At 71.0% G+C, this 23,897-nt stretch carries 20 protein-coding genes and 1 pseudogene; 12 read left to right on the forward strand and 9 right to left on the reverse strand.

The window, feature by feature from the left end; translation table 11 throughout:
- The first annotated feature begins 216 nt into the window (after positions 1-216).
- Positions 217-1,131: a D-alanyl-D-alanine carboxypeptidase family protein gene (locus OG446_RS18115; RefSeq protein ID WP_328895038.1), complete on the forward strand. Its 915-nt coding sequence runs from the start codon at positions 217-219 to the stop codon at positions 1,129-1,131.
- 161 nt (positions 1,132-1,292) lie between these two features.
- Here the strand turns inward: OG446_RS18115 and OG446_RS18120 are convergent, their stop codons facing one another.
- Complete coding sequence (locus OG446_RS18120) at positions 1,293-2,186, reverse strand: NADP-dependent oxidoreductase (protein WP_328895039.1); 894 nt, start codon at positions 2,184-2,186, stop codon at positions 1,293-1,295.
- A gap of 70 nt (positions 2,187-2,256) precedes the next feature.
- On the opposite strand from OG446_RS18120, the gene OG446_RS18125 reads away from it, so the two are divergent.
- Positions 2,257-2,835, forward strand: a complete 579-nt coding sequence (locus OG446_RS18125; protein WP_328895040.1) for a TetR/AcrR family transcriptional regulator — start codon at positions 2,257-2,259, stop codon at positions 2,833-2,835.
- Here the strand turns inward: OG446_RS18125 and OG446_RS18130 are convergent.
- Complete coding sequence (locus OG446_RS18130; protein WP_328895041.1) at positions 2,832-4,067, reverse strand: serine hydrolase domain-containing protein; 1,236 nt, start codon at positions 4,065-4,067, stop codon at positions 2,832-2,834. The two genes, OG446_RS18125 and OG446_RS18130, sit on opposite strands and share 4 nt — an antisense overlap.
- Before the next feature lie 386 nt (positions 4,068-4,453).
- Here OG446_RS18130 and OG446_RS18135 point away from each other — a divergent pair, with 386 nt between their 5' ends.
- Positions 4,454-5,353 (forward strand): D-alanyl-D-alanine carboxypeptidase family protein, encoded by a 900-nt coding sequence (locus OG446_RS18135; RefSeq protein WP_328895042.1) that lies wholly within the window; start codon positions 4,454-4,456, stop codon positions 5,351-5,353.
- A gap of 101 nt (positions 5,354-5,454) precedes the next feature.
- Here the strand turns inward: OG446_RS18135 and OG446_RS18140 are convergent, their stop codons facing one another.
- Positions 5,455-6,132 carry a DUF4232 domain-containing protein gene (locus OG446_RS18140; protein ID WP_328895043.1) on the reverse strand — a complete coding sequence of 226 codons (678 nt, stop codon included), beginning with the start codon at positions 6,130-6,132 and terminating at the stop codon, positions 5,455-5,457.
- Between the two features lie 299 nt (positions 6,133-6,431).
- Positions 6,432-6,689, reverse strand: a pseudogene (locus OG446_RS18145) (S41 family peptidase); the annotation flags it as partial.
- Between the two features lie 389 nt (positions 6,690-7,078).
- Here OG446_RS18145 and OG446_RS18155 point away from each other — a divergent pair.
- Positions 7,079-8,563, forward strand: a complete 1,485-nt coding sequence (locus OG446_RS18155) for an alpha/beta hydrolase (RefSeq protein ID WP_328895044.1) — start codon at positions 7,079-7,081, stop codon at positions 8,561-8,563.
- Between the two features lie 106 nt (positions 8,564-8,669).
- Here the strand turns inward: OG446_RS18155 and OG446_RS18160 are convergent, their stop codons facing one another.
- The 3 genes from OG446_RS18160 to pdhA are packed head-to-tail and all read right to left on the reverse strand — an operon-like array spanning position 8,670 to position 12,231.
- Entirely contained in the window at positions 8,670-10,073 is a 1,404-nt protein-coding gene (locus tag OG446_RS18160; protein WP_328895045.1) for a dihydrolipoamide acetyltransferase family protein, read from the reverse strand.
- An 11-nt stretch (positions 10,074-10,084) separates the two neighbouring features.
- Positions 10,085-11,065 carry an alpha-ketoacid dehydrogenase subunit beta gene (locus tag OG446_RS18165; RefSeq protein WP_328895046.1) on the reverse strand — a complete coding sequence of 327 codons (981 nt, stop codon included), beginning with the start codon at positions 11,063-11,065 and terminating at the stop codon, positions 10,085-10,087.
- A 2-nt stretch (positions 11,066-11,067) separates the two neighbouring features.
- The gene (gene pdhA / locus OG446_RS18170; RefSeq protein ID WP_328895047.1) at positions 11,068-12,231 is read right to left on the reverse strand and encodes a pyruvate dehydrogenase (acetyl-transferring) E1 component subunit alpha; all 1,164 of its coding nucleotides are present in this window, start codon (positions 12,229-12,231) and stop codon (positions 11,068-11,070) included.
- 339 nt (positions 12,232-12,570) lie between these two features.
- Between pdhA and OG446_RS18175 the strand changes: the two genes are divergently transcribed.
- The 3 genes from OG446_RS18175 (at position 12,571) to OG446_RS18185 (ending at position 14,911) form a co-directional block, all read left to right on the forward strand.
- The gene (locus OG446_RS18175) at positions 12,571-13,230 is read left to right on the forward strand and encodes a response regulator transcription factor (RefSeq protein ID WP_328895048.1); all 660 of its coding nucleotides are present in this window, start codon (positions 12,571-12,573) and stop codon (positions 13,228-13,230) included.
- A gap of 199 nt (positions 13,231-13,429) precedes the next feature.
- Positions 13,430-13,858, forward strand: a complete 429-nt coding sequence (locus OG446_RS18180; protein ID WP_328895049.1) for a pyridoxamine 5'-phosphate oxidase family protein — start codon at positions 13,430-13,432, stop codon at positions 13,856-13,858.
- Positions 13,859-13,921: 63 nt separating this feature from the next.
- Entirely contained in the window at positions 13,922-14,911 is a 990-nt protein-coding gene (locus OG446_RS18185; protein ID WP_328898333.1) for a phosphotransferase enzyme family protein, read from the forward strand.
- A 3-nt stretch (positions 14,912-14,914) separates the two neighbouring features.
- Here the strand turns inward: OG446_RS18185 and OG446_RS18190 are convergent, their stop codons facing one another.
- On the reverse strand, positions 14,915-16,555 hold the full coding sequence (locus tag OG446_RS18190; protein ID WP_328895050.1) for a protein kinase domain-containing protein: 1,641 nt from the start codon (positions 16,553-16,555) through the stop codon (positions 14,915-14,917).
- A 317-nt stretch (positions 16,556-16,872) separates the two neighbouring features.
- On the opposite strand from OG446_RS18190, the gene OG446_RS18195 reads away from it, so the two are divergent.
- A complete protein-coding gene (locus OG446_RS18195; RefSeq protein WP_328895051.1) occupies positions 16,873-18,534 on the forward strand; it encodes a protein kinase domain-containing protein in 1,662 nt (553 codons plus the stop codon).
- Positions 18,535-18,897: 363 nt separating this feature from the next.
- Here OG446_RS18195 and OG446_RS18200 read toward each other — a convergent pair whose 3' ends face one another.
- On the reverse strand, positions 18,898-19,185 hold the full coding sequence (locus OG446_RS18200; RefSeq protein WP_328895052.1) for a hypothetical protein: 288 nt from the start codon (positions 19,183-19,185) through the stop codon (positions 18,898-18,900).
- On the opposite strand from OG446_RS18200, the gene OG446_RS18205 reads away from it, so the two are divergent.
- The 4 genes from OG446_RS18205 (at position 19,175) to OG446_RS18220 (ending at position 23,837) form a co-directional block, all read left to right on the forward strand.
- The gene (locus OG446_RS18205) at positions 19,175-19,426 is read left to right on the forward strand and encodes a hypothetical protein (protein WP_328895053.1); all 252 of its coding nucleotides are present in this window, start codon (positions 19,175-19,177) and stop codon (positions 19,424-19,426) included. The genes OG446_RS18200 and OG446_RS18205 overlap by 11 nt on opposite strands.
- 84 nt (positions 19,427-19,510) lie before the next feature.
- A complete protein-coding gene (locus tag OG446_RS18210; RefSeq protein ID WP_328895054.1) occupies positions 19,511-20,122 on the forward strand; it encodes a PadR family transcriptional regulator in 612 nt (203 codons plus the stop codon).
- A gap of 110 nt (positions 20,123-20,232) precedes the next feature.
- A complete protein-coding gene (locus OG446_RS18215) occupies positions 20,233-21,000 on the forward strand; it encodes an ABC transporter ATP-binding protein (protein ID WP_328895055.1) in 768 nt (255 codons plus the stop codon).
- On the forward strand, positions 20,997-23,837 hold the full coding sequence (locus tag OG446_RS18220) for an ABC transporter permease (protein ID WP_328895056.1): 2,841 nt from the start codon (positions 20,997-20,999) through the stop codon (positions 23,835-23,837). Before OG446_RS18215 ends, OG446_RS18220 begins: the two co-directional genes overlap by 4 nt.
- Positions 23,838-23,897 lie beyond the last annotated feature (60 nt).

The raw sequence follows: 23,897 nt of genomic DNA on the forward strand, positions 1-23,897 counted from the left end.
TACAACATGCACGCAAGCGTGAACCCTTCCACGATGCGGACGCCGACCCCCGGCCCGGCCCCCGGTCCGACCCTCGCCCGACATCCGGAACGCGGGCCCCCGGATGTCGTACGAAATCACCCTCCCGCACGCCACAACCATTGATCGTCCCCATCGGTCTCATCAGCGCACGGCCACCCATCTAGCCGCATTCCAGGGGCCTTTGGAGCGTTCAACTTGAAACTCGGCATTCAGCGCGCACGGCGCGCATCCGTAGCCGCCACGGTGGCTCTCACCACAGGCGCCGTCATCGCGGGCGGCGCCTTCGCCTCCACCGCACAGGCCGCCGCACTGCCGGCTCCGACGATCGTCGCCAAGGGCGGCTTCGTGATGAACAACGGCACGGGGAAGACCCTGTTCACCAAGGCCGCGGACACCCGTCGTTCCACCGGTTCCACCACGAAGATCATGACTGCCCGGGTGGTGCTGGCCCAGAAGGGCCTGAACCTGGACTCCAAGGTCACGGTCCAGAAGGCGTACAGCGACTACATCGTCGCGAAGGGCGCGTCCTCGGCCCGCCTCATCGTGGGCGACAAGGTCACGGTCCGTCAGCTGCTCTACGGTCTGATGCTGCCGTCCGGCTGCGACGCCGCGTACGCGCTCGCCGACAAGTTCGGCTCCGGCTCGACGCGCGCGGCCCGGGTGAAGTCGTTCATCGGCAAGATGAACTCCACGGCCAAGAGCCTCGGCCTGACGAACACGCACTTCGACTCGTTCGACGGCATAGACAACGGGTCCAACTACTCGACCCCCCGCGACCTGACGAAGCTCGCCAGCAGCGCGATGAAGTACTCCACGTTCCGCACGGTCGTGAAGACGAAGTCGACGAAGCAGAAGGTCACCACGAAGAGCGGCGGTTCCCGCTACATGTCGTGGACCAACACCAACAAGCTGCTGGGCACGTACAGCGGCGCGATCGGCGTGAAGACCGGCTCCGGCCCGTCGGCCAAGTACTGCCTGGTCTTCGCCGCGACCCGTCATGGCAAGACGGTCATCGGCACGGTCCTGACCTCCACCTCGGAGGCGACCCGCACGGCGGACGCGAAGAAGCTCATGGACTACGGCCTCCAGAGGTATCTCAACCGGGTGTGACGACGGCGCCCGGCGTACGCACACCGCATACGCCGGGCAGCTTCCCGTAATGCGCCGGGCACCTTCGTGCACCGGGCCCGCAGGCCGGCACTCGCGCGAGGTCGCCGCGGACGTGACCCCCTCCCCTCCCGGATCAGGTCACGGCCGGCGCGCGGAGCCGGTCAGACGACGATGACCCGACGGCCGCGCGTGTGGCCGGCCCGGCTGTCGATGTGCGCCTCCGCGGCCTCGGCGAGCGGGTACGACTTCTCGACCGGGATGTGGAGCTTTCCCCGTGCGATGAGCCGGGCGGCCTCGGCGAGCGCGTCCGGCACACTCCCTGCCACGCCGGAGAACCGGACACCGAACGCGGGCGCGCCGAGATCGGCGATGGAGACGACCCTCCGGGGATCCCCCGTCAGCCCGACGAGCTCACGGATCACTCCCGAACCGGCCAGGTCGAGAGCGGCGTCCACCCGGCCGAGCTGCCGCACCCGCTCGGTCCAGCCCTCGCCGTACGTGGTGGCGAGGGCGCCCAGGCCCCGCAGGTAGTCCTGGTTCGAGGCACCGCCCGTGCCGATCACCGTGATGCCGCGGTCACGGGCGATCTGCAGCACCGCCGACCCGACTCCGCCGGACGCCCCGCTGACCAGCAGCGTCTGCCCGGGCAGGACACCGACCTCGCGGATGACGCGCAGCGCGGTCTCCACCACGGAGGGGTACCCGGCCGCCTCTTCGAACGACAGCCCCTCGGGCATCCGGGCCCAGGCGGACAGGACGGCGAACTCGGCGTACGTACTGGAGCCTTCGCCGAACACCCGGTCACCGACCTCGACCCCGTCCACGCCCTCCCCGATCTCGTCCACGATCCCGGCGGCGTCCAGCCCCACACCGGCGGGCAACTCGGTCGGATGGGCGCCCAGCACCTGCCCCTCACGGACCCGCCAGTCGACGGGGTTCACGCCCGCCGCCCGCACGGCAATGCGTATCCGGCCGGGGCCCGCGTGGGGCTCCTCGGCATCGATGAGTTGCAGAACGTCCGGACCGCCGAACTCGGCGAAGCTCACTTTCTTCATGCGGAGGAACGTAACACTAACGGTTAGCTTTTTGGAACGGTGAGGATTTCCTACCTGCTAGCGTCACCGTATGACCGTTGAGTCCGGACGCCGTGTGCGCAAGAAGGCCGCGACCCGCCAGAAGATCGCCGACACCGCCCTGCGGCTCTTCCTGGAACGCGGGTACGACGCGGTGGGCATCCGTGACGTGGCCGCCGAGGCCGACGTGGCCGTCACCACGCTCTTCTCCCACTTCGCCTCCAAAGAGGCCCTGGTGTTCGAACAGGACACGGCCTTCGAGCAGCGCCTCACCGAGGCGGTCACCGGCCGGGCGCCGCACGAACCGCTCCTGCCCGCCCTGCGCCACGAGATCCACGCCCTGGTGCGCCACTGCACGGCGGACGGCAACGCCCCGATCTGGGACATGGTCGTCGGGTCCTCCGCTCTGCGGGAGTACGAGGAATCGATGCGGCTGCGCCATGCGGAGACCCTGGCGGCGGCCATCGCCGCCGATCCCGACCTGACACGGACCACAACGGCCTGCCGGACGATCGCGAGGTTCGTGATCGACGCGTACGCGCTGTCCCGTGAGGCGCCCGATCCGGAGGCCGCGGTGGACGAGATCTTCGAAATGATCGAGGCGGCGTGGGGCGTCACCACCTCCCCTTAGCCGGTCCGCCTCTCCCCGGGGGCGGCGGCACCGCACAGTTCCCGGTCCACGAGCGTCCTCATCGCCTGCTGCGTGTCCGGGCCTCCGTCACTCGTCGCGTACACCACGGCCGTCGTGGATCCGTCCCGGGTGATGCCGGCCCAGGTGCGATAGCCGAGCAGTTCGCCCGGGTGCCCGTAGTAGGTGCCGCCGCAGGTCAACGGGATCTCGCCCAGCCCGAGTCCGTAGCTGACGCCCATCCCGGGTGCGGACACGGTGGTCGTCATCTCGGCCAGCTCCGCCGGTTCCAGGAGGCGGCCGCCGAGCAGTGCCGCGTAGAACCGGCTCAGGTCGTGCGTCGTGCTGATCACCGCACCGGATCCGACGGCCATGCTCGCGTTGAGCAGCGTGACATCGATGCCAGTGCCTGTGTCTGCACCGGTGCCTGTGTCTGCGCCTGTGCCGGTGCCTGTGTCTGCGCTTCTGCCGAACGCCGCGTAGGCGTAGGCGTAGGCATGGGCATGGGGACCGGGGACGATCGGCGAGGTGCCGGGTGTGCTGGTACCGCTCAGCCCCAGCGGCCGGATGATCCGGTCCTCCACCTCCCGGTCCCAGCTCCGGCCGGTCACCTCGCGGATGATCATCGCGGCGAGAATGTAGTTGGTGTTGGAGTACGACCACGCGGCCTCGGTCAGCACGTCCTCCCGGCGCCGCATCGCCAGCCCCGCCAGTTCCTCCGGGGTGTACGTACGGAACCGCTCGGCCCGGTAGCCGTCGGCGCTGTTCAACGCGGCGATCTCCGGCAGGACTTCAGGGATTCCGCTGGTGTGCTGCAACAGCTGCCGCACGGTGGCGGAACCGCCGTCGGGACCGCCGCCCCGGACCACTCCCGGCAGCCACCGCTCGACGGTGTCCTCCAGGGACAGGCGCCCCTCGCCGACGAGTTGCAGCACGACCGTCGCGGTGAACGTCTTGGTGGCGCTGCCGATCCGGAACCTGCCGCCCGGAGGCATCGGCCTCCTGGTTCCCCTCTCCGCCACCCCGGCCCGCGCGACGTCCCGTGTGCCCGGTGATGTCACCTCGGCGGACACCCCGACCACCCCTGTGTCGTGGATCGCGTCCACCCGCCGCTGGAGCGGATCGGTGTGCTGCGGATCCGCGACGGCGGCCGTGCCGCCCGATGGGGCGAGGAGGAGCGCGGCCAGGCCGGTCAGGACGAACAGTCGTCGCCGGCGCGTTCGTAACACCTGCATGAGGGACCCCGTTTCCGCCCTCGCCCGCGGCCCTTCGCCGCCCGGTTTCGAGGGTGCGCCCATCCCACCAGGGGAGCGGGGACCGGCCCATCCTGCCTGCCCCCCGTCGCCGGGTGGCGCTGTCGTCAGGGCGGCCCGGGGGCTGACCCGAGGACTCGGCCGAGGGCTTGCCTCCCGACCGCGCGCGAACCACCGGGCCGGCGGCCGCCCTTGCCGGCGCTGCCTCTCGGGCCGCCCATTGGGCGTGACCGACTCGGCCGGTGACGCCTCCCGGATATCGCGAAAAATCACCCCTCCTACGCCACAACCATTCCTCGCCCCTGCACGTCTCACCCATGCGCGGCACCCCATGCAGCCGCATTCCAGGGGCATTTGGAGCAGTTAACTTGAAACTCGGCATTCAGCGCATAAAGCGCGTTTCGGCTACCGCCACGGTGGCTCTCACCGCAGGTGCCGTCATCGCGGGCGGCGCCTTCGCCTCCACCGCACAGGCCGCCGCACCGCCGGTTCCGAAGATCGTCGCCAAGGGCGGCTTCGTAATGAACAACGGCACCGGCAAGACGCTGTTCACCAAAGCCGCGGACACCCGCCGTTCCACCGGTTCCACCACGAAGATCATGACCGCCCGGGTGGTGCTGGCCCAGAAGGGCCTCAACCTGGACTCCAAGGTCACGATCCAGAAGGCGTACAGCGACTACATCGTCTCCAAGGGGGGCTCGTCAGCCCGCCTCATCGTGGGCGACAAGGTCACGGTCCGTCAGCTGCTCTACGGCCTGATGCTCCCGTCCGGCTGCGACGCCGCGTACGCACTCGCCGACAAGTTCGGCTCCGGCTCGACGCGTGCGGCCCGGGTGAAGTCGTTCATCGGCAAGATGAACTCCACGGCCAAGACCCTCGGCCTGAAGAACACGCACTTCGACTCGTTCGACGGGATAAGCAACGGGTCCAACTACTCGACCCCGCGCGACCTGACGAAGCTCGCGAGCAGCGCGATGAAGTACTCCGCGTTCCGCACGGTCGTGAAGACGAAGTCGACGAAGCAGAAGGTCACCACGAAGAGCGGTGGCTACCGCTACATGTCGTGGACCAACACCAACAAGCTGCTGGGCACCTACAGCGGCGCGATCGGCGTGAAGACCGGCTCCGGCCCGTCGGCCAAGTACTGCCTGGTCTTCGCCGCCACTCGCAACGGCAAGACGGTCATCGGCACGGTCCTTACCTCCACCTCGGAGGCGAACCGCACCGCGGACGCGAAGAAGCTCATGGACTACGGCTTCAAGAAGTAGCCCGCTCCGGAGTGACGGAAGGAGGGGCCCCGCGGAAAGCACGTGGGGCCCCTCCTTCCGTCCGTCCGCCCGGTCCGTCCGGCGCCGCAGGTGCGTGCGGGTCAGCCGCCCTGGCCCGCGCTGCCGATCGGGCCCACCAGCACCGAGGAGCCGGAGCCGTCCGTGACCGGCAGCGAGCTGTTGCCCGGCCAGGCGAGGGTGACCGACTTCGTCTCGTTCGGCGGGGTCACCACCAGCCCGGTGATGCGGACGCCGGAGCCACCCGATTCATTGAGCGGGTAGCTGACGTAGAAGTCGATCTCCTTGCCGTTCTTGAGGATGTACGGGTCACCGGGCTCACCCTTGCGCGTAGCGGAGATGTCCCCCGAGTCGGTCTTCAGGTCAACGCCCGCGAACCCGGAGATCACACAGTCCGCGCCGCTGCCGTTCGTCAGCGCCACCACGACGCTGCCATCGGGGTCGCCGTCGATGAATCCGTCCTGCGCCGTGATCTCCAGCCCGTCGGTGGTGCACTTGGCGGTCTTGCCGCTGCTGTCGGACCCGGAGTCGGCGGGGGCGGCCGTGCCCTTGCCGTCGGAGCCGGTACCGGCGGATTCCTTCCCGCTGTCCTGATCCGAGCCGCCCGAGCCCGAACCCCCTCCCGCGGAGGACGCGGCGGAGGCCGAGGAGGCGGACGACGGGTCACTCGCCGCCGCACCGTCGTCGCCGTTCTGGCAGGCGGTGAGCGAGAGGCCGGCGGCAACGACCAGGGCGGCGAAGGTGATCCTGCGAGCGCGCATCATTTCTTCCTCAGCATCGGTGAACGGGACCGGCCGCTCCGTACTGATCGGGTACGAGCGAGCGTTACTGATCACCAAGACCGGCGGGCCCGCCGCGCCGTTCCGCGTAACCACCGCCTAAGACATGGCTGTTACACGTACCGCCCGCCCACACGCCCCTCCACACCGGCTGCGCCGGGCCTGAACACGTTGCCGGGCCTGCCGGGAGGCCACTTTCCGCCACGGTTCCGCGCTCGTCCGGGCCGACCACCCGCTGGGACAGTCCCGTGACCTGACGCGCCGGACAGACGAGTGGCGTCTCACGACCTCTTCTGCTCCCGGAGCACCGCGACCGCCGCGTCGAAGGCGGAGTCCCGGTCCGTGGCGAACTCCTCCTCGGTGAAGACCGGTGTACGGATGTGGGGCGGAATCCCCGCGCCGTCGAAGGTCCCTCCCTGGCGGGTGAGGAACTCCTCGTTCGGAAGCCAGACCGCCATACCGCCCGGCAGCGTGCGGTCCAGGGTGTCGGAGAAGACGCCCTGGGTGTTCTCTCCGACGCGGACGGTCCGGCCGGGCCGGCGGGCTCCTCATCGTCGCCCGGCTCGCCGACCGCTGGGGCGTCGAGCCGCGCACCGTCGGCAAGACCGTGTACGCCGAACTCGCCCTGCGGCAGCGGGAGGAGACCCCGGCGACTCCGTGACACGGATGGCTCGGCAGCATCCGACGTCGCGGCGAGTTGGAAGCGAAGTGAGCGCGTCGGATGCCCCTGGGCGCCTGGGATTCCACCCACATCACTCCCGATCCCGGCTGCCGGGCCGACCGCCCCCGAGCGGTCCCCGATCCGACCCGGAGATACCCCTGACAGAGACTCCACACGGGCGGCAGTGCCCCTAGCGTGGCGCCGGCGGTGCACAAGCCGGGTTCGTACGCCTGGCGCAGCACAACCGCTCTGTTCACGAGGAGGAACATGCCGTTCAAGGAAAAATCTGCGCTGCGGCTCGTCGCCACGCGCGGCACGGCCCTGGCCGTGGGCGCCGCGACGGCCGTCGTCACCGGCGTCGCCGCCGCTCCTGCGGTTCACGCGTTACCGTCTGCGGCCGGGGCCCTGCGATGGGCACCGTGCGACGACGCGGCGCAGCCCGGAGCCGAGTGCGCCGTGCTTTCGGTGCCGGTCGACTGGGCCCGCCCGGGCGGACCGAGACTCGGCCTGGCCGTGGCCCGGCGCAAGGCCACCGACCCCGGCGCACGCGTCGGTTCGATGGTGTTCGGCCCCGGTGGGCCGGGCGACTCCGGTGTGCAGATGGTGGTGGACCGCATCAGCCGGTTCAGCCCCGAGGTCCGCCGCAGGTTCGACATCGTCAGCTTCGACCCGCGCGGTGTGGGCGGGAGCAACCCGGTGGCCTGCTCCGGCGACCTGCTGGCCCAGCGGCCGTCACCGGAGCTGAGGAGCCAGGCGGATTTCGACGCCACCGTGGCGTACAACGGGCGGCTCCGTGCCGACTGCCGGGCCCGTACCGGCCCGGTGTTCGACCACCTTGACACCGCCCGGACGGTCCGGGACCTGGACGCGCTCCGGGCCGCCATCGGTGAGCGGAAACTGACCTTCCACGGCAGCTCGTACGGCACCCTGCTCGGCGCGCAGTACGCCGAGGCGTACCCGCGGCGCGTGCGCGCGATGGTGCTGGAGAGCGTCATGGACCACAGCGTCCCGACCGCCCGTGACTTCCTGCGGTCGGAGGCAGCCGCGGCAGAGGATTCGTTCCAGGAGTTCGTGAAGTGGTGCGCCGGGGCCACGAGCTGCGCGCTGCACGGCCGCGACGTCCGCTCCGTCTGGCAGGGCCTGCTGGCGCGGGCCGGGCGCGGCGAGCTGGAGGACCCGGCGAAGCCGGGCATCTCGCTGTCGTCCTCGGATCTGGTCAACAGACACGCGTTCCGGAGGTTCTACGCCGCCGATTACGCGGGCCTGGCCTCGACCATCGCGGAGATGGACGCGAGCAAGCCGCTGCCGGCGTCGCCCACCTCGGCGGCGGCGTTGCCTCCGGCCACCCCGGTCTTCTGTTCCGACTGGCACCTGCCCGTGCGCGACTACCGGGAGTACTCCTCGCTGGTCGCCATGATGAGAAGGACCGCGCCCGATCTGCCGTACCTGCTGCCGATTCACATGGTGGCGGCATGTCTGGGCGCGCCGACGGCCAACCCGCAGCACAGGCTGGACGCACACGGCGCCCCACCGATCCTGGTGTCCAACGCGCGGCACGATCCCGCCACCGGCTACCCGTGGGCCGTCTCGGTGGCCCGGCAGCTCGGGCGCAGCGGTGTCCTTCTGACGTACGAGGGCCACGGGCACGGCAGTGTCACCAGCGGCCCGTGCATGGAGGACACCGTGGACCGCTACCTGACCGAGCTGACAGTTCCACCGCGGGGCACCGTCTGCCCCGCCGTGCCCTCCTGACCGCACGCTCCGGGGCGGTCAGCGAAGGGAACGGTTTGCCGACACACGCGAGTGGGCCCGCACGAACTCCGTGCGGGCCCACCTCATACACGTACCACCGGGGCAACTACCCCCAGGTGATCAGCCGCTTCGGCTGCTCAAGGATCGCGGCGACGTCCGCGAGGACCTTGGAGCCGAGCTCGCCGTCCACCAGGCGGTGGTCGAACGAGAGCGCGAGGGTGGTCACCTGGCGGGGCTTCACCTTGCCCTTGTGGACCCAGGGCTGGAGCTTGATCGCGCCGACCGCGAGGATCGCGGACTCGCCCGGGTTCAGGATCGGCGTTCCCGTGTCGACTCCGAAGACGCCGACGTTGGTGATGGTCACCGTGCCGCCCGCCATCGCGGCGGGGGACGTCTTGCCCTCGCGGGCCGTGGAGACCAGCTCGCCCAGGGAGGCGGCCAGTTGCGGCAGCGTCTGGTCGTGCGCGTCCTTGATGTTCGGGACGATGAGTCCGCGCGGGGTGGCGGCGGCGATGCCCAGGTTGACGTAGTGCTTCTGCACGATCTCCTGGTTCGCCTCGTCCCAGGCGGCGTTGACCTCGGGGTTCCGCTTGATCGCGACGAGGAGGGCCTTGGCGATGATCAGGAGCGGGTTGACCCGCACCCCGGCCATGTCCTTGTCCTCCTTGAGCTCCGCCACAAGCTTCATCGTGCGCGTCACGTCGACGGTCACGAACTCCGTGACGTGCGGCGCCGTGAACGCGCTGCCGACCATCGCCTGAGCGATCGCCTTCCGTACGCCCTTGACGGGGATACGGGTCTCGCGCGCGCCCGCCGCCACCGGGGCGGGGGCCGCGACCGGGGCCGGGGCCTCGGTCGGCACCGGCGCGGGAGCCGGCGCCGGCGTCGCCGCCGCGTGGACGTCCTCGCGGGTGATGATGCCGCCGTCGCCGGTCGGGGTGACCGTGGCCAGGTCGATGCCCAGGTCCTTGGCCAGCTTGCGGACCGGCGGCTTGGCGAGCGGACGGGCCTCGGCGACAGCCGCGTGGCCGGTGCCGTGGCCGTTCATCTCGCCCTGGATCGCGGCGGAGGCGGCGGCGGGGGCCGCCTCCGTGCCCTTGCGGGCGCGCCGCTTGGTGGAGGACTCGGCCACGCCGTAGCCCACCAGGACCGGCTGGCGGCCCTTCGGCGCCTCCGGCTCGGCCTCGGGGGCCGGTGCGGGGGCAGGCTCGGCGGCGGGGGCGTCGTCACCGGAACCCGGCGCGACATCAACCGCGATGATCACCTGGCCGACGTCGACGGTCGTGCCCTCGGGGAAGCGCAGTTCGTGCACCACACCGTCGAACGGGATCGGCAGCTCCACGGCGGCCTTCGCCGTCTCGACCTCGCAGACGACCTGGCCGTCGGTGACGGTGTCGCCGGGCTGGACGAACCACTTGAGGATCTCGGCCTCGGTCAGTCCCTCGCCCACGTCGGGCATCTTGAACTCACGGAAGCGAGCAGCGTTGGAAGTGTCGGTCATCGTTGTCACGTCCCAGTCCCTCAGTACGCCAGCGAGCGGTCGACGGCGTCGAGCACACGGTCGAGACCCGGCAGGTACTCGTCCTCCAGCCGCGCGGGCGGGTAGGGGACGTGGTAGCCGCCGACCCTCAGCACGGGTGCCTCCAGGTGGTAGAAGCACCGCTCCGTGATGCGAGCGGCGATCTCCGCGCCGGAGCCGTAGAACACCGGCGCCTCGTGGACCACGACGAGCCGGCGGGTCTTCTCGACCGAGGCCTGGATGGCGTCGAAGTCGATCGGGGACATCGAGCGCAGGTCCACGACCTCGATCGACTTGCCCTCCTCCTGGGCGGCCGCGGCGGCCTCCAGGCAGACCTTCACCATCGGGCCGTACGCGACGAGCGTGAGGTCCGTGCCGCTGCGGGCGACGGAGGCCCGGTGCAGCCCGCCCGGGATGGACTCGGTGTCGACCTCGCCCTTGTCCCAGTAGCGGCGCTTGGGCTCGAAGAAGATGACCGGGTCGTCGCTCTGGACGGCCTGCTGCATCATCCAGTAGGCGTCCGACGCGTTGGACGGGGAGACCACCTTCAAGCCCGCGACGTGCGCGAACAGTGCCTCGGGGGACTCGGAGTGGTGCTCGACCGCGCCGATGCCGCCGCCGTACGGAATGCGCACGACGACCGGCAGCTTGATCTTGCCGAGCGAGCGGGCGTGCATCTTCGCGAGCTGCGTGACGATCTGGTCGTACGCGGGGAAGACGAAGCCGTCGAACTGGATCTCCACGATGGGCCGGTAGCCGCGCAGAGCCAGGCCGATCGCCGTGCCGACGATGCCGGACTCGGCGAGCGGGGTGTCGATCACCCGGTCCTCGCCGAAGTCCTTCTGGAGCCCGTCGGTGATCCGGAAGACCCCGCCCAGCTTGCCGACGTCCTCACCCATGATCAGGGTCTTGGGGTCGGTGTCGAGGGCCTTGCGCAGCGACTCGTTGAGCGCCTTCGCGATGGACATCTTTTCCATGGCCATGGCTACTTGCCCTCCTCGGCGAACGATGCCTGGTAGGCGGCGAACTGGGCGCGCTCCTCGTCGACGAGGGCGCTCCCGTCGGCGTAGGCGTGCTCGAAGATCGCCATCCGGTCCGGTTGCGGCATGGACCGCACCGCTTCGCGCACCCGCTTGCCGAGGGTCTCGCTCTCCTCGTCCAGGGCGGTGAAGAAGGCCTCGTCGGCGACGCCCTCGTTCTCCAGGTAGGTACGGAGGCGCAGGATCGGGTCCTTGGCCTCCCAGGCGGCGCGCTCCTCGTCGGCCCGGTACTTCGTCGGGTCGTCGGAGGTGGTGTGCGCGCCCATGCGGTAGGTGAACGCCTCGACGAGGGTGGGGCCCTCGCCGCGGCGGGCGCGCTCCAGGGCGGAGCGGGTGACGGCGAGACAGGCCAGCACGTCGTTGCCGTCGACCCGGACGCCGGGGAAGCCGAAGCCCTGGGCGCGCTGGTAGAGCGGCACCCGGGTCTGCTTCTCGGTGGGCTCGGAGATCGCCCACTGGTTGTTCTGGCAGAAGAACACGACGGGGGCGTTGTAGACCGCGGAGAACGTGAACGCCTCGGCGACATCTCCCTGGCTGGAGGCGCCGTCGCCGAAGTACGCGATCACGGCCGAGTCCGCGCCGTCCTTGGCCACGCCCATGGCGTAGCCGGTGGCGTGCAGGGTCTGCGAGCCGATGACGATCGTGTACAGGTGGAAGTTGTTGGTGTTCGGGTCCCAGCCGCCGTGGTTCACACCGCGGAACATCCCGAGCAGATTGGTCGGGTCGACACCGCGGCACCAGGCGACGCCGTGCTCCCGGTAGGTCGGGAAGACGTAGTCGTCGTCGCGCAGCGCCCGGCCGGAGCCGATCTGCGCGGCCTCCTGGCCCAGCAGCGAGGCCCACAGGCCCAGCTCGCCCTGGCGCTGCAGCGCGGTGGCCTCGGCGTCGAAGCGGCGGGTCAGGACCATGTCCCGGTACAGACCGCGCAGCTCGTCCGCGGTCAGGTCGATCGAGTAGTCCGGGTGCTCGATGCGCTCGCCCTCGGGCGTCAGCAGCTGTACGAGTTCGGGCCCGGAACTCTGTGATGTCGTCGCGGGCGTCTTCGCGGCGCTGGTCCGCTTGCTGCTGCGTCGCGGTTTACGCGCGGCAGCAGTGCTCTCCACGGTCACGTGCGTGCTCCTCCGTCGGTCCGGCCCCCGGGGTCTGCCGGGTGACCAGTGCGGCTCGCCTGTGTCCGTACCCGTGCACGGGGTGGGTGCCGCTCGGTCCGGGAACAGGCGTGACAGGTGCCCCGGCGAGCGCCCTGTCCAATGCACGTTACCCAGTGCTTCGCATAACTGCGAAACCCTTCCTGACCTGCGATTTTGCTTGGATATCCAAGTAAATCGAGGAATTCGGGAACTCTCGCTGGTCACAGCACTGGTAACAGCCTTGCAGGCCGCCGGAACAACGGCACGTTATCCCGCCGGACAGCGGCAGGGAAGGGGGGAGTGTGTGACACTGCGTTTGTGCGCAAAGAAGGAAAAATCACCGTTTTTCTGCTGGATGACCATGAAGTCGTCCGCCGCGGAGTCCATGAGCTCCTCTCGTCCGAGGACGACATCGAAGTGGTCGGCGAGGCCGGTACGGCGGCTGACGCGCTGGTACGGATCCCCGCGACCCGCCCCGACGTCGCCGTCCTCGACGTACGGCTGCCGGACGGCAGCGGGGTGGAGGTCTGCCGCGAGATCCGTTCCCAGGACGAGTCCATCAACTGCCTGATGCTGACCTCGTACGCCGACGACGAGGCACTCTTCGACGCGATCATGGCGGGCGCCGCCGGATACGTGCTCAAGGCGATCCGCGGCAACGAACTGCTGAACGCGGTACGGGACGTGGCGGCCGGAAAGTCGCTGCTCGACCCGGTGGCCACGGCGCGGGTGCTGGAGCGGCTGCGCGACGGCAGGAAGGGCCGCGGCGACGACAAGCTCGACGCCCTCACCGACCAGGAACGCAAGATCCTGGACCTCATCGGGGAGGGGCTGACGAACCGGGTGATCGGCGAGCGGCTCCACCTCGCCGAGAAGACGATCAAGAACTACGTCTCCAGCCTGCTGTCGAAGCTGGGCATGGAACGGCGCTCGCAGGCCGCCGCGTACGTGGCGCGGCTCCAGGCCGAGAGGCGCTGAGCGGACACGCTCCGGGCCGCGGTCCGGGACCGGCGATACGCCCTCGGGGCCCTGGTTCCGGGACCGGCGACACGCACCCCGGGGCCCCGGTTCGGGACTGGCGACACGCCCCCGGAGCCCCGGTTCGGGACTTTGGTCCCGGCCCGCCCAGGGCCCCGGCCTCTTTTTCCGTCCGCACAGGTGACGGACAGTGGAGGGCATGTCCTCCGAGGAACTCCACGCGATCCAGCTGCTCGGCCGCGTCCCTTACGGCCGGCTGGCGACGAGTATGCGAGCCCTCCCGATCCTGACGGTGGCCCGGCACATCGTCACCGACGGCCGCGTCGTGCTGCGCATGCACGGCGGCCTGGGCTACCACGACGCCTGCGACGGCGCGGTCGTGGCCTACGGGGCGGACAACTACAACGAGGCCACCTCGGCCGGCAGCAGGGACCTGTGGTCCGTGCAGTTCACCGGGCCGGCGCGGATCGTCGAGCCGACCTGCGCCCAGCGCGAGCTCTTCGGCCCCGCGCCCGTCGAGGTCAACGGGGAGCCCTTCGCTCCGGCCTATCTCCGGCTCGACCCGCACTTCATCACTGTGCACACTCTGGACTTCCACGCAACTCCGCAGATCCGCAACGCAGCGTGATCTAACATCTGTCGAGTGTCGCGCTCATCTGTAACCTTCCCGCCTGTTCCTCCGGTCGGCGAGGTGCTGCGCCGCTATCCGGACGCCGGTGATCCGCTCACCTGCGAGCCCCTTGACCAGGGCTTGCTCAACCACGGTTACCGGGTGTCCACGACGCGCGGCTCGTACTTCCTCAAGCACCACCTGGACGACTCCACCGGCGACCGCGCCACGATCGTCCGCCAGCACCGGGCCACCCAGCGGCTCCAGTCGCTCGGAGTGCCCGTCGCGCCGCCCGTCGTGGACGGCGAAGGCGATACCGTCACCGAGATCGGCGGCCGCTGCTACGCCCTGCATCCCTGGGTCGACGGGCTGCACCGGGCAGGCTCCCAGCTCACCCTCGCCCAGTCGCTGCGTCTCGGGGCGCTGCTCGGAGCCGTACACACAGGTCTTGAACAGGTGATGGACGCGGGGGCGGGGGCCGGGGTGCGGTCCGGCCATACCAGCCCCGATCCCGCCGACACCTTCGCGGTGATCGACGAGCTGCTGGCCGCGGCGCGTGGCCGGCGGCCCCGGGACGCCTTCGACGAACTGGCCGAGCACCGGCTCCTGGAGCGGCGCACGCTGCTGGAACAGCACGCGGACCGCAGGCCGCCCACCCCGGACGGTCCGGCGACCGGCTGGGTCCACGGCGACTTCCATCCGCTGAACGTGCTCTACCGGGGCGCGGACCCGGTCGCGATCCTCGACTGGGACCGGCTCGGGGTGCAGCCGCGCGCGGAGGAGGCGGTACGGGCCGCGGCGATCTTCTTCGTGCTGCCGGCCGGGGAGCTGGAGCTGGGGAAGGTGCGGGCGTACGCGCGCGCCTACCGGCGGGCGGCCGGAGCCGGGGCGGACGAACTGGCCGCCGCCGTGCACCGGGTGTGGTGGGAGCGGCTCAACGACTTCTGGATACTGCACTGGCGCTACTGCCTGAACGACCGCAGGGCCGACCCGCAGTTCCCTGCGGTGTCGGCCCTGGCGGTCTGGTGGACCCGTGAGTACGAGGCGGTGCGCGACGCGTTCACGGAGTGAGCGTTACGGGGTGGTGCCACCACCGGCGCCCGCGGCGGCTCCGGCGGCGGCGCCGGTGGTGGTGGTTCCGGCGTCCGTGCCCGTGCCCGCGTCCGTGCCCGTGCTGGTGCCTTCGTCCGTGCCCGAGCTGGTGCCCTCGTCCGTGCCCGAGCTGGCCCCCTCGTCCGTGCCCGAGCTGGTCCCCTCGTCCGTGTTGCCCTCGCTCGTGCCCGACGTGGACGTCTCGGTCGGCTCCGTGTCCGTGGGCGTCGGATCGGCCGTCTCGCTCGGGGTGTACGACGGGGTGTACGAGGGGCGGTACGTGGGCTGCTCCTGCTGGTCACCCGTGGAGTTGCCCGGCTGCTCGGTGTCCCGCGTCGTCTCCTCCTCGGTCGGCGAAGGCGATGTCTCCGTCGGAGAAGGGGTGGTGGACGTCGAGGTGACCGGCTCCTTGGGCTTCTCGCCCTTGCCGTTCGCCGCGTTGACCGCGAAGGCGACACCCACACCGATCGCGATCAGGGCGAGCACGACGAACAGCCACAGCTTGCCGCGGCCGCCACCGCCCTGCCGGGTGCTGCCGCCGTCGTAGCCGCCGTCGTCCGGGTTCATCGGCGGCAGGATCGGGCCCTGCGACGTGTCCCCGTGCTGCTGGTAGCCCCCCATGGCCCGGGTGGCACCGGTCATGCCCCGGGGCGGGGTGCCGGAGCCGTCGTTCAGCACGACCGGGCCGGTGTTCCACGTACCGGTGTGACCGCCCTGCACCTGGAGCATCTGCAGGCTGTACTGGACCAGCCCGCGCATCTCCTCGGCGCTCTGGAACCGGTCGTCCGGGTCCTTCGCCAGCGAACGCATGACGAGCCCGTCGAGCTCCGGCGGCACCGCCCCGTTCGAGATCTCCGAGGGCGGAACCGGAATGTCCTGGACGTGCTGGTACACCACCGACAGCGGCGTCTCGCCGGTGAACGGGGGCCGCAGCGCGAGGAGTTCGTACAGCAGACAGCCGGTGGCGTACAGGTCGGAGCGGTGGTCGACGGCCTTGCCCAGCGCCTGCTCGGGGGAGAGGTACTGCGGCGTGCCCATGACCATGCCGGTCTGGGTCATCGTCGACTGCGCGCCGTGCAGCGCACGGGCGATGCCGAAGTCCATCACCTTGACCGCACCGGAGTGCGTGATGATCACGTTGGCGGGCTTGATGTCCCGGTGCACGATCCCGTGCTGGTGCGAGTAGGCGAGCGCCTCCAGCACCCCGGAGACGATGATCAACGCCTGCTCGGGAGGCGGGGCTTCGGCATTGAGGAGCAGGTCGCGGATGGTGCGGCCCTCGACCAGCTCCATGACGATGTACGGGACGGTCTGGCCGGCCACGGTGTCCTCGCCGGAGTCGTACACCGCCACGACCGCATGGTGGTTGAGTCCGGCGACCGACTGCGCCTCGCGCGTGAACCGGGCCTTGGAGACCGGGTCCTCGGCAAGATCGGAGCGCAGCAGTTTCACCGCGACCGTACGTCCCAGCCGGACGTCCTCGGCCGCGAAGACCTCGGCCATACCGCCCCGCCCGAGGCGGCCGGTCAGCCGGTAACGTCCGTCGCCGACGACACCGCCGACGCCCCAGGAGTCGGTGCCATCCGGAACTCCGCCGCCGTTTGCTTCGGGTTCGGGTGCCATCAGTCCTCGCCGTCGTTTCTGTCCGCGCGTCCGCGGGTCTCACGGTGCCTTGCTGCGTCGCCGGCCGCGTTGCCGACTGCATTGCGACGTCACGCTACAGCCTTCGTCGGACACACCGTTTTCGAGAGGGACGGGCCATCCAACCGGCTGGCGCGCCCCCTGCGCAAATTCGATGCGGTTCCTGTAACGCTTCCGAGACGCTTCTTGTGCGTAGGGTCACGGAACGGGCACCTGGCTTGACGTGTCGTACCCCTCGGGCAGACTTGGCCAGTAATACGGATCTTCGCGCGGTCGCGCGCCCTAGGGGGAAGCAAGTCATGAGCCAGGACGGCGCACACGGTGCCCAGGGTCGCTACGCGGGCGGTTCGGTCGCCGGCGGCCGCTACCAGCTGCGTGACCTGCTGGGCGAAGGCGGGATGGCCTCCGTATATCTGGCGTACGACTCCGCTCTCGACCGGCAGGTGGCGATCAAGACGCTCCACACGGAGCTCGGCCGCGAGGCCTCGTTCCGCGAGCGGTTCCGGCGTGAGGCCCAGGCGGTCGCCAAGCTTCAGCACACCAACATCGTCTCCGTCTTCGACACGGGCGAGGACGAGCTCGGCGGCGCGCTGATGCCGTACATCGTCATGGAGTACGTCGAGGGGCAGCCGCTCGGCTCCGTCCTCCAGGCGGACATCCGCAACTACGGTGCGATGCCCGCCGACAAGGCCCTCAAGGTGACGGCCGACGTGCTGGCCGCGCTGGACACCAGCCACGAAATGGGGCTGGTCCACCGCGACATCAAGCCCGGCAACGTGATGGTGACCAAGCGCGGTGTCGTGAAGGTCATGGACTTCGGCATCGCCCGCGCCATGCAGTCGGGCGTCACGTCGATGACGCAGACCGGCATGGTCGTCGGCACCCCGCAGTACCTCTCTCCCGAACAGGCCCTGGGCCGTGGCGTGGACGCCCGCTCCGACCTGTATTCGGTCGGCATCATGCTGTTCCAGCTGCTGACCGGCCGCATCCCGTTCGACGCGGACTCCCCGCTCGCCATCGCGTACGCGCATGTGCAGGAGGAGCCGATCGCCCCGTCCACGATCAACCGGTCGATCACCCCGGCGATGGACGCCCTCGTCGCCCGCGCCCTGAAGAAGAACCCGAACGAGCGCTTCCCGAGCGCCGCCGCGATGCAGGACGAGATCGCGCGGGTGCTGAGCGCGAGCGGCCAGACCGGCGCCCCCGTGATCGTCAGCGGTGCGGGCGCACCGACGAACAGCGGCTCGGGTGTCGGTTCGGCGGTCTTCCCCCCGGTCGACCAGTCCACCCCCGCGCCGCAGAACGTCCAGACGCCGTACCAGCCGGGCCCGTACCAGTCGCAGCAGCAGCCCGGCCCCTACGGCGCACCGACCCCGGCGCCCACCCCGGCACCCAGTTACGGCTATCCGCAGTCGGCTCAGGCGTACCAGGCGCCGGCCGCGATGTCACCGATGCAGCAGCAGACCCCGCCGCCGTACACGGTCTCGCCGCAGACGCACGCCACGTCGTCCTCGGGCGGCGGCTCCAGGCGGAACATGCCGGTGATCGTGGGCTCGGTCGTGGTCGCCCTGATCGCGATCGGCGGTCTGATCACGGCCATCACGCTGAACAAGGACGACGAATCGGGCAAGGGCGGCACCGAGGCCACGTCGAGCGAGTCCCCGAACGGTGAGCACAAGGATCCGGAGCGGAACCGGACGATGGACACCGAGAAGTGCACGGACGCGTCGGAGGACATCGACGACCCGAACAAGGTCCAAGCGCCGAGCTTCCTCTACAAGGACATCCTCTCGGCCCGCGCGTGCACGGACGCCGCAGGCTGGACCGTCAAGATCATCGAGGTTCCCGGCAACGCCTACGCGGAGGACCAGATCATCGACCAGTTCCCCACCCCCGGGGCCGCCGTGTCCGAGACGGGCGCCCACTTCGAACTGCGCATCGCGACGGGCGACCCGGCGTAGGGGCGCGTCGCGCTGCACGTAAGGCCCTTTTCGGCGCTCTGCGACGGCTCCCTCCGCCGTCCTCGCGCCATCCGTCCGCACGACCGGAGATGCCGGACATACCGTCACATGTGACGCTGGCCTCATGGCTTCAGGACACCTCGCCTCACGGCCCTCAAGGTGCGTGGCCTGCCTGGCACTGACGGCAGCCGCGGTACTGGGGGCCATGACGGTCGGGGAGGCGCAGGCAGCCGGCCGGCGTGCGCCGGTGCGGGAGGTGACGGCGAGGGCGGTCGTGACCGTGGCGCCCCGGGTGCCGCTCGCGTCCGGTTCGCCGTCCGCGCCGTCCGTGTCGTCGTCCCGGCTGTCGACTGCTCCGTCGGCTCATCCGTCGGCCGTTCCGCCGTCGATTCCGCCGTCCGGTCCGCCGGCGGCGTCGCCGTCCGCTTCGCACCCCGGCGCGTCCGGCCGCCCCTCCGCCGCGCCGGCGCACCCGGCGCCCCCCGCGCCCCCGCATTCCGCCTCGCCCGCGCCTTCCGCGTCCTCGTCCGCCTCCTCCGCACCGCCCTCGCCGAGCCCCGGATCGCCGCGCCCCGACGACGCCCTGTCGCCGTTGGCCGGGTGGCCCGCCGGGCAGGGGCGGCCGCGGCCCGGGAGGACGATGACGCCCAAGGAGCTGGCCCGGGCCGACGCGCTCGACGCGGCCGAGAAGGAGGCCGGGGCGACGGAGCCGGCCGCCGTGCCGGTCGTCACCCCGGACGCGAGCACGTCTCCCGGAGCCGACCGGATGTCGCGGCAGGCCCTTGGGGGGCCGGCCGTCGAGCAGGTCCAGCAGGTGTCGCTCGGCGCGGGAATCGCCCTGGTCGGGCTGGGTCTCGGCTTCCTCGCCCTCCGTATGCGCCGCACCGGCTGAGCGTCGCACAAGAGGGGCCCTGCCCCGGCGACAGCGGGTCGCCGCGACTTGCATTCGCCAACATACTCGGTATACATACTCAGTATGTCGATCCGCCATGGGCTTCTGGCCCTCCTGGAGCGGGGGCCTCGGTACGGCTCCCAGCTCCGCACCGAATTCGAGTCGCGCACCGGCTCCACCTGGCCGCTCAACGTCGGGCAGGTGTACACGACGCTGAGCAGACTGGAGCGCGACGGCCTGGTCGTCCAGGACGGCGAGGACGACCAGGGGCACGCCCTCTACTCGATCAGCGACGACGGACGCGCCGAACTGCGCGCCTGGTTCGAGACACCGGTCGACCGCAGCAACCCGCCCCGTGACGAGCTCGCCATCAAGCTCGCCATGGCCGTCGGCGCCCCCGGAGTCGACATCCGGGCTGTCATCCAGTCCCAGCGCCACCACACCGTGAAGGCGATGCAGGACTACACCCGCCTCAAGGCCCAGGCGCTCACCGACGTCCCCGCCAACCGCGACGAGGTCGCCTGGCTGCTCGTACTGGAGCAGCTGATCTTCCAGGCCGAGGCCGAGGCCCGCTGGCTCGACCACTGCGAGTCCCGGCTGGTCCGTCTCGCCGAGGCCGCCGCCACCGAGCCCGAGGCGAACACGCCCTCGCGCGCCGCCTCCCGTACCGCCTCCCGGCCCCGCGCCCGCCGCTGAGCCGACGCCGCACACCGCTCCACCGCGGCCTGCGCCCCGCACGCGGGCCACGGCCCCGGCCTGCCGCCGGGACCCGACCACACATCTGTTCCGAGGGGGAACCCACCGTCATGTCCCCGCACGTCCCGTCCCCGGCCGCTCCGCCCCTGCCGGTGGATGCTCCGGTGCTCGAACTCCGCGACCTCACCCGTACCCACGGCACCGGCATCGCCGAGGTGCACGCCCTGCGCGGCATCAACCTCGCGGTGCATCCCGGTGAGCTCGTCGCCGTCATGGGCCCCTCCGGCTCGGGCAAGTCCACCCTGCTGACCCTCGCCGGCGGGCTCGACACCGCGACCGGCGGCCAGATCATCATCGAGGGCCAGGACATCTCCACGCTCGGCCGCAAGGGCATCGCCGCACTGCGCCGCCGCAGCGTCGGCTACGTCTTCCAGGACTACAACCTGATCCCCGCCCTCACCGCCGCCGAGAACATCGCCCTGCCGCGCGAACTCGACGGGGTCTCGGTCCGCAAGGCACGCAAGGAGGCCCGGGCCGCCCTGGAGGAGATGAACCTCCTCGACGTCGCCGACCGCTTCCCGGACGAGATGTCCGGCGGCCAGCAGCAGCGCGTCGCCATCGCCCGCGCGCTGGTGGGCGACCGGCGCCTGGTGCTCGCCGACGAACCGACCGGGGCACTCGACTCCGAGACCGGAGAGGCCGTCCTCGCGCTGCTCCGCAACCGCTGCGACCAGGGCGCCGCCGGGGTGATGGTGACGCACGAACCGCGGTACGCCGCCTGGGCGGACCGGGTGGTCTTCCTGCGGGACGGATCGATCGTCGACCAGACACTGACCTCGGGCGCCGACTCGCTGCTGGCCGCCGGGACCGCCGAGTGAGCCCCTTCACGGGGTGGCGCGCCGCCCTCCGGATAGCCCGCCGCGACGCCATGCGGGCCAAGGGCCGCAGCGCCCTGGTGGTCGCGATGATCGCGCTGCCGGTGCTCGGGGTGACGGCCGCGGACGTCACGTACCGCAGCATCGACTCCACCGAGGCCGAGCAGCTGACGGCGCGGATGGGCTCGGCCGACGCGCTGTTCAGCGACCCGGGCATGGGACCGCTGCAGCAGATGCCCGACGGCAACTCGTACGACATCGCCGGTGACGAACCGCCCGAGGGCGAGGTTCCGCCGGTCGACATGCGCACCGCGTTCCCCGAGGGCGCGAAGGCGATCAGCATCCAGTCCGTACCCGCGAGCGTCACGACCGCGTACGGACTCACCAACACCGAGATCGTGGAGTTCCGGACCGCGGACCCGATGGCCCGGGGCAAGGTCGACCTGGTCGAGGGCGAGTTCCCGCGCGGCACCGGTGAGATGGCGGCCACCAAGCCGTTCCTGGACTCGTCCGGGCTGCACATCGGCTCCCGCACCACCGTGAACAGCACCGGCCGCACGTACACCATCACCGGTGCGGTCGAGCAGCCCTCCGATCTGAAGGCGCAGCAGCTGTACGCCGACCCGGGCGCCGTCATCGCCCCGTGGCAGGCCGAGTCCGACCGCGACAAGAAGGTGCTGCCGCCGAACACCGGCTCGACCGAGTGGCTGGTCAACGGTTCTGGAGCCGGAGTCGGCTGGGGCGACGTGCTCGCGGCCAACAAGGCCGGCGCCCTGGTCGTGTCCCGCCAGGTGGTCCTGGACCCGCCGCCGGACTCCGAGATCCCCATGGCGCAGTCGGCGAACCACTACTACTCGAACGACTCCGCCGAGGCGAGCGCGGCCGCCGTCACCGTGGTCGCCATGGCTCTCCTGGAGATCGTCCTGCTCGCCGGACCGGCCTTCGCCGTCGGTGCCCGCCGCTCGCGCCGTCAGCTCGGCCTCGTCGGCACCTGCGGCGGCGACCGGCGCCACGTACGTGCCGTCGTGCTCTCCGGCGGGCTGGTGCTCGGCGCCGTCGGGGCGGTGACGGGCGTCGCGGCCGGGCTGCTGCTCACGATGGCGTTCCGGCCGCTGATCGAGGAGTGGGCCGGGCAGCGCTTCGGCTCCCTGCTCCTGAAGCCGACGGAGCTCCTCGTCATCGCCGCGCTCGGCCTCGTCACGGGGCTCCTCGCGGCCCTGGCCCCGGCGATCGTGGCCGCCCGGCAGTCCGTACTGGAATCGCTCACCGGCCGTCGCGGTGTGCGCCGCGGCTCCCGGGTGCTGCCCACCGTGGGCGCCTGTGTACTGGCCCTCGGCGTCGCGGTCGCCGTCTTCGGCGGCACCAGCGGCAACTCCACGCTCGTCGCCGGCGGCTCGGTCGTCGCCGAGGTCGGGCTGCTCGCCTGCATCCCGGTGATCGTCGGCCTGCTGGGCCGGCTCGGCCGCCGACTGCCGCTCTCGCCGCGGATGGCGCTGCGCGATGCCGCACGCAACCGCGGCCGCACCGCCCCGGCGGTCGCCGCCGTGATGGCGGCCGTCGCGGGCTCGGTGGCCATCGCGACGTACATGTCCAGCAGCCTGGCCGAGTCCGACCAGGACTACACACCCATGCTGGCCCGGGGGACGATGGTCCTGTCGTCCACCGACGCCAAGGCGGCCGAGCGGCTCCCGCTGGCCCGGGCGTCCGTCGAGCGGAACATGGCGGTGACCGGCGGTCACGCCGACTTCTCCCGGGTCTGGGCGGGCAGTGACTGCAACGTCTACTACGAGGACGAGAACAGCTGCGGGAGCATGGAGCTGATCAAGCCCACCGGCAAGGGCCACACGTGCCCGCTCAACACCAAGGGCGCCAAGGAGCTCGCCGCACGGCTCTCCGCGGAGGAGCACCGGCGGATGATGCGCTCCCCCGCCTGCATGGACGAGTACATCTCCTCGGGCAGTTTCAGCTCGGAGTCGAACAACATCGTGGTGGGCGGCCCCGAACTGCTCCGCACCTATGCCAAGCTCGACGACCCCGCGGCCGCCGCGGCACTGAAGGCCGGCACGCCCGTCCTGCTGAACCAGGCGTACGCGAAGGACGGCCGGGTCACGCTCAAGGCCGTCCACACCTACAACGCGAAGGACGAGAAGAACCGCAAGCTGCACCCCGGCCCGGCCCGCACGTCCACGGACCGGCTGAAGGTGTACGTCGCGGACGCCGAGTACGCCGCCACCCCCGGCCTCCGCATGATCCTTCCCCAGCGGACCGCCGAGCGTCTCGGCCTGCACACCGAGCTGTCCGGCAGTGTGTACGCCGTCCCCCACCCGCCCTCGGACGCCGAGGAGCAGCGCGTCTCGGCCGCCATCGACCAGACCGGCGGCGGGATCTGGCTCCAGACCGAACGCATCCCCGGTGACCGGGAGAGCATCATTCTGCTGATCCTCACCCTGTTCGCCGGTGTGGTGACCCTGGGTGCGGCGGCCATCACCACCGGCCTCGCCAAGGCGGACGCGGAGGCCGACCTCACCACGCTGAGTGCGATCGGCGCGCCCCCGCGGGTACGGCGGACCCTGTCCGGCTTCCAGTGCCTGGTGGTCGCGCTCACCGGGGTGCTGCTGGGCACCGCGGCGGGGCTGGTGCCCGCGGTGGCGCTGCGCCTGGTCGACCTGCGCAACTCGATGGAGGCGATGCGGGAGGAACCTATGGAGTCCGCCTTCACTCCGATCGTGCTGCCCTGGGCGACCATCGGGCTGCTGGCCGTGGTCGTTCCGCTGCTGGCCGGACTGCTGGCAGCGGCGTTCACCCGCTCGCGGCTGACGCTGGCCCGGCGCGCCGGGTGAACCGGCACGAGGCCTCGGCGGCTGCCTGACCGGCCGCTTCGACGTACATCCGGTGCCCCC

Source organism: Streptomyces sp. NBC_00236, from assembly GCF_036195045.1.
Lineage (GTDB): Bacteria > Actinomycetota > Actinomycetes > Streptomycetales > Streptomycetaceae > Streptomyces.